The sequence below is a fragment of the Tardiphaga sp. genome, assembly GCF_028290785.1.
In the GTDB taxonomy this organism is placed as follows: domain Bacteria; phylum Pseudomonadota; class Alphaproteobacteria; order Rhizobiales; family Xanthobacteraceae; genus Tardiphaga.
Genome location: NZ_JAQGJD010000418.1, coordinates 1 through 4206, shown reverse-complemented (window position 1 = coordinate 4206; position 4206 = coordinate 1). Strand labels below are relative to the sequence as shown.

Below are 4206 nucleotides of genomic sequence, written 5' to 3'. Positions count from 1 at the left end.
CCTTGATCGGTTGAAGATCGGACTCGGCTGGTGCCACCAACAGAACCTGGGATGGAAGAGTCGGCTCGGAATATAGAAGGATCGCCTCACGCCACGGCAACACGGTGAAGCCGGCTGATATTACATCGCCTCTGATTGGATAGTCACCCGCCAGCGTGACTTTGTCGTTTTGGCGCACGACATCCTTGCCTAGTAAATCGCGGATCACCGAATAAAAATCTGAATAAACAAGCTTGTAGGACACCCCTATTCGTTTGGCGAAACCCTGCATCAGCTCGACGTCTAAGCCATCGCCCGCTCCGGTCACAAAATTGGCGTAGCGGATGCCGATATGGCGGATTTCGCCTCGCTGCTTGATCTCTGCAAGATCAGCTGCCCAGCTTGAGGTTACGAAAAGAAAGGCCATGGCGCCGCTCAGCGACCCAAGGACGAAGTGTTTCGGGAACATGGCGGCGCTCTTTACTTTATGTCGGTAGAAGCGCCTGCAAATCTACAGGTCTGAACTTAAGAAAAAGTGGCAGAATACGGAGAAAACCGTGTTTATCGGTAAACGAACGATTATTGACCAGGTGTTGAGTGTAGCGAAAGATTACTTGAGCCGGTCAAGCCTTTTTGCCTAAGCTCATTCAGCACCGACTTCCAAGGCCCCATCGCGCTCAGCAACGTGCTTAATGTTAATATGATCAAGTATCCTGAAAATTGCTGCCAATGCGGAGTTTGGCCGGACAATAAGTGGTGCCCTTGCTGTCCTATTTGCGCATAGAACAGGACGAGTGGCGCGCCGCCCAACACACTGGTCGTCAGGTACTGAAGTGGTGAGACGTCAAAGATTGCGGCAATGAAGTTCACCAGTGGGGAGGGTACGAGCGGCGAGAGCCGCAATCCGAGCAAGGTTAACCAAACCTTCACAGCGGACTGTTGTTTTAGTAGTGCGTCGGGACGGCGAATGTGCTGCCGATAAAATAGGAACGCGCTCAAACCGCCAAAGGCGCTGCCGAGCAGCACAGTGGTGGCACCGTTGAACCCATCCATGTAAAAGCCTGCCGCTATGCAAATCATCGGCATGGAGGGAAAGGCCAGAAATGTGAGGACGGCGGATGTGACTAGAAATAGCAGCGCGGTGCCTAGTGGATGCGCGTAGGCCGTCGTGGCAAGGCCCGGAAATACCTGCCAAACGGCCTCTCTCGAAAGAGGCGATGCAAAATATGCCAGCGTCAAAAACATGACGGCCGCGATGTATACAATCAATGGTCTGTGACTGCGCATCGGCTATCCCAAACTGGATAGGAGAGGCGGCGTGTAGTCGAAGCTGTTGTAGGTGTTCCAAAAAAGGACCTTCTTGTTCCTGAGCGCCCCCGCCTTAGACATGGTGAGCAGCGATCGCCAAGCTTTCAAAGTAAAAACTGGATCAAGGCTCAGTCCGGCCTCTTTCAACTCGTCTGCCCACGCAACGTCGGTGCCTTCGATTAAGCCGTAACCGGGCTCCCAACTAGCGGAATCCGGCACGAATATGTCGTGTTGGATCACGCGAAGGACGTCAGGAGAAAGGCCGGGAAAGCCAATTGCTTGCAGCCAATCGACCGTACTGCGAGCGAGTTTGGCAACATTCCCTTCCACAAACGGCAACGAGGGGTGCCGGTTTACAAGCCATCGCGTCAGATAGGATTTGTCCTGATCGGCCACTCCCACGACCTTGGTCTTCCATCCCATCAATTGGACGCCGAGGAGAAGGCCCAAAACCGTCGAGCCGCTGCCCATGGCGACAAAAATCAAATCAGGCGGTGCACTCCACGCCTGAGCGGCGTCAAGGAACTGCGCCAACTCGGCGACCGCATTCATATGCCCCAACACGCTCACCTCGTTCGAGCCGCCCGGCGGAACTAGCAAATCTGTATCCGGGTGCAACCAGTTTCTCGCATATTCCTGGGCAGCCTCACCGACCAATTCGACATCGTTCTTAGCGATGACGACGTGTTGAACCAGCCTTCGCAGAATCGCTAGTCGCGCCATGTCTGTGACGGCTCCCGGGACCTCGAAAAGCACCAAGTCCAGGGCGCAATTCAGCGGCTGTCCGCCACCGGTCAGGTCGGCCACACGATTGGCCAGGGCAAACTGCAATGCATGATTGCTGGACACCGCGCCGACCGTCCCCAGACGCTTGGAGCCGGACCACCTCAGGTTCGGGAGCAGAAACTCGTATTTGCGCGCCTTGTTACCGAAGACGGGATAACGCGCGCTGCTTTCGTTCATCACCAGAAGATCAGCACAGTCTATTTGTCGCGTCACCGACGACGGGAGCTGCAAGAGGTGGTTATCCTCCCGCACGAAAATCGGGGCCCAGGGAATGGTGGCGCGGGCGCCGGCCTGCCTGAGGAAAACGGAGTTACCGGGTTCGCCTTGGCGAATGTAACCGGCAAAAGAATCTTTGCTGGAAAGCGTGTTAGCGATGAAAGGGCCCTCTGTGGTATCGGGATCCACCAGAGAGGGAAAGAGACGGCCAAGCGCTAAAGATTGCGAGTTCAACGCCGCGGAGGGCGGCGCCAGGCCTGAAAGGTCGGCCATCGGCGGAAGCGGCGACATCAGGGGGCGGCGTCGTTTCATGCCGACCGCGCTCAGGGCGGCACCTCCGCTCAACGCGGCACCTCCCATGACGGCGGCTTGCATGAAATTCCGGCGAGAGAGGCTCATTGTGACGATCTGAACGCGACTGAAGGCTATCGATCTAGCTTCAAGTTAACTCTTTTTTAACTCTATTCCAATCCGCATTGGGGCTTGGACGGAAATTCTTCAAGGATTGCTTAACGAAGGTCCATTGAAGGCCGGCTCTGGATTTGCCCAAGATGGACTTAGCCCGAACTGAGTGCCTGAGGTGGCCGGTTGCTGTTTTCGCGCAACTGCTTCGCTGCGACCTTGATGAACGGTCTGCGCAACGCCCTGAACGTCAGGTCAGTGGACCTCTATGCGGCTTTTGGCGGCAAAGGCAGCGATTCACTCGAAGTCGGGCGCTTGGCGTCGCAGGCAAGTTTTCGGAGCGGGAAAAATCCACCCGACCGGTGGCCCGATAGTCCGAGTGAGACGGATCTGCTGGCGGATCGCCTTGTAGACCTCGAAGCGGGACTTCACGAAAACGAGGTCCGGACGACACTGCCGCCTGCGGTGACCTACGGCATCGCCGAACGAACCCCGCACTTTCGCGCTTCATAGCTTGCGGCCGCGACCACGCCGGGCTCCCTGGAGTCACCGACGGCGACGGGCTTTCCCCGGAGCTCCGGATTGTCCCGCTGCTCGACGGACGCATAGAAGGCATCCATGTCGACGTGGATGAACGCGCGGTATGCCAAACTCCGATGCACATCGCCCTCCACTTTCCTGCGCGGCGCGAGTTCAGCTGATGAGTTGTTTGCGACGGCGGCGCTGCTGGGGATCGCGGCGCTGGCCGTCGTCGACCGCAACGGTGTTGCCGGCATCGTGCGGGCGCACGAAGCCGCCAAAGTCACCGGCGTCCGGCTAATCGTCGGTTGCCGCCTTGATCTCGCCGACGGCACGTCGCTTCTGGTCTACCCGACCGATCGGCCCGCATACTCGCGACTGTGCCGCTTACTGTCAGTCGGCAAGAAACGCGGCGGCAAGGCGAAGTGCATCCTCGATTGGGCGGACGTCGTCGACTGAAACGAAGGCTTGATCGCCGTGCTCGTTCCGGATCGGGCGGACGACATCTGCATGCAGCGGCTGCGAAGGCTGCGCGATGTGTTCGGGGACCGGGCGTTTGTCGCATTGACGCTTCGCGCCGCTTGTGGGTCTGAGTCAGCCGCCGACACCTCAAATGGGCGTAGCTTGTTCGAAACATGCGAGCAGCGTTGCGCCAACGAGCCTCCCCTTGCGCGCCCGATGCTGACTCAGTGGACGGACAACATAGATGCCTGCCGGTGGAGGAGGACAGCGCGTCATGACAGGAACAAGCGCGCCGGACGCAACATAGTCATGGGATGCCGTCGGGAAGCCAGGCGATTCCAAGCCCTGCCAGTCCAGCGGCGGCGAGCGCTGTGCTGTTATCGGGCGCCCATGCGGACGAATCATGATAATCTTGTCGCAATCCGTGAGTTGCGAGGCCTCGATGCCCTGCACCAGGGCCTGCGCCGACGGGTGTGAGAGTTGGACGCGGAGAAGCGGCATCTGCGCTGGCAATGGCGGATGGGCCCAAGCCAT

Annotated in this window: 2 protein-coding genes and 4 pseudogenes; 1 reads left to right on the top strand and 5 read right to left on the bottom strand. The window is 58.3% G+C overall.

Annotation, left to right across the window (positions count from 1 at the left end):
- The 4 genes and pseudogenes from JWR89_RS26180 to JWR89_RS26165 all read right to left on the bottom strand — a co-directional run.
- Positions 1-448, bottom strand: a pseudogene (locus JWR89_RS26180) (ABC transporter substrate-binding protein); the annotation flags it as partial.
- 110 nt (positions 449-558) lie between these two features.
- Positions 559-1224 carry a VTT domain-containing protein gene (locus JWR89_RS26175; protein WP_299721105.1) on the bottom strand — a complete coding sequence of 222 codons (666 nt, stop codon included), beginning with the start codon at positions 1222-1224 and terminating at the stop codon, positions 559-561.
- A 45-nt stretch (positions 1225-1269) separates the two neighbouring features.
- Positions 1270-2664, bottom strand: a complete 1395-nt coding sequence (locus tag JWR89_RS26170) for a pyridoxal-phosphate dependent enzyme (RefSeq protein WP_299721104.1) — start codon at positions 2662-2664, stop codon at positions 1270-1272.
- A gap of 411 nt (positions 2665-3075) precedes the next feature.
- Positions 3076-3311: pseudogene (locus tag JWR89_RS26165) on the bottom strand (DNA polymerase IV); the annotation flags it as partial.
- Positions 3312-3321: 10 nt separating this feature from the next.
- Between JWR89_RS26165 and JWR89_RS26160 the strand changes: the two are divergent.
- Positions 3322-3786, top strand: a pseudogene (locus tag JWR89_RS26160) (PHP domain-containing protein); the annotation flags it as partial.
- 33 nt (positions 3787-3819) lie between these two features.
- On the opposite strand, the pseudogene JWR89_RS26155 reads toward JWR89_RS26160, so the two are convergent.
- Positions 3820-4206: pseudogene (locus JWR89_RS26155) on the bottom strand (LysR substrate-binding domain-containing protein); the annotation flags it as partial.